At 66.6% G+C, this 901-nt stretch carries 2 protein-coding genes; both read right to left on the bottom strand.

The window, feature by feature from the left end:
* Positions 1-632: NAD(P)-dependent oxidoreductase (locus tag AC1DZC_RS19885; RefSeq protein WP_477044467.1), on the bottom strand; the 632-nt coding region annotated here is incomplete at its 3' end.
* Positions 633-680: 48 nt separating this feature from the next.
* On the bottom strand, positions 681-901 hold a 221-nt coding region (locus tag AC1DZC_RS19880; RefSeq protein ID WP_477044466.1), incomplete at its 5' end, for an aldose epimerase family protein.

The following is a 901-nucleotide window of genomic DNA, read 5'->3' as shown; positions in this document are numbered from 1 at the left end:
CAGCCGAACACCGATCCCGTCAGCGTGTCGAGCAGCGTCCCCTTGTCGACGCAGTAGCGGCCCGCGAGCGTCATCGCCACGGACAGCGATTCGATCACCGTCATGATCAGGAAATTGCCGCTGAGCTTGACGATGTTCGCCTTGTGCGGCGTCTCGCCCAAGTTGAAGCTGCGCTGGCCGACCGCGTCGAACAGCGGCTGGCAGGTGGCAACGGCATCGGCCGGACCGGCGGCGACAACGAACAGCTTCCGCGCGGCGGCGGCGAGCGGACGGCCGAACACGGGCGCGGAGATATAGGTCTGGCCGGCTTTCGCATGGGCCTCGGCCAGGCGGTCAGCGATGGCGACGCTGATCGTGCTCATCGAGACATGAATGGTCGGGGTGCCGGAGGACAATAGGCCGCCCTCGCCGAACGCCACCGCCTCGAGCGCGCTGTCGTCGGCGAGCATGCTCATCACCACCGGGCTTAGCGCTGCCTCGGCCGGCGTCGCGGCCAAGGTCGCGCCCGCCGCGACCAGCGGCGCGGCCTTGTCGGCGCTGCGGTTCCACACGGTGACCTTGTGACCCGCCTTGATCAGGTTGGCAGCAATCTCGCTGCCCATCAGGCCCAGTCCGATGAAACCGACGTCCATGAAATACCTCTTGGTTCTTGCGTTGGAAAAGCCGCGCTTGGGCGACGCTCAGCGTTTGCCCGAGGACTCGATCGACAGCTTCAGGACAATGACGTTGCGATATTCGCTGCCCGGATCGAGCCGCGCCGAAGGGAAGGCGGGATGATTGATCGCATCGGGGAAATTCTCCGCCTCGAGCGCGACGCCGTCGCCCTGGCGATAGGCCCGGCCGGCCTTGCCGATCTGCGCGCCGTTCAGCCCGTTGCCGCTATAGACCTGCAACCCCGGCT

This window comes from Cellulomonas sp. P2_B4 (assembly GCF_056404795.1).
The sequence above is the reverse complement of the archived record's forward strand: the minus strand, read 5'-3'. Positions and strand labels throughout refer to the sequence as shown.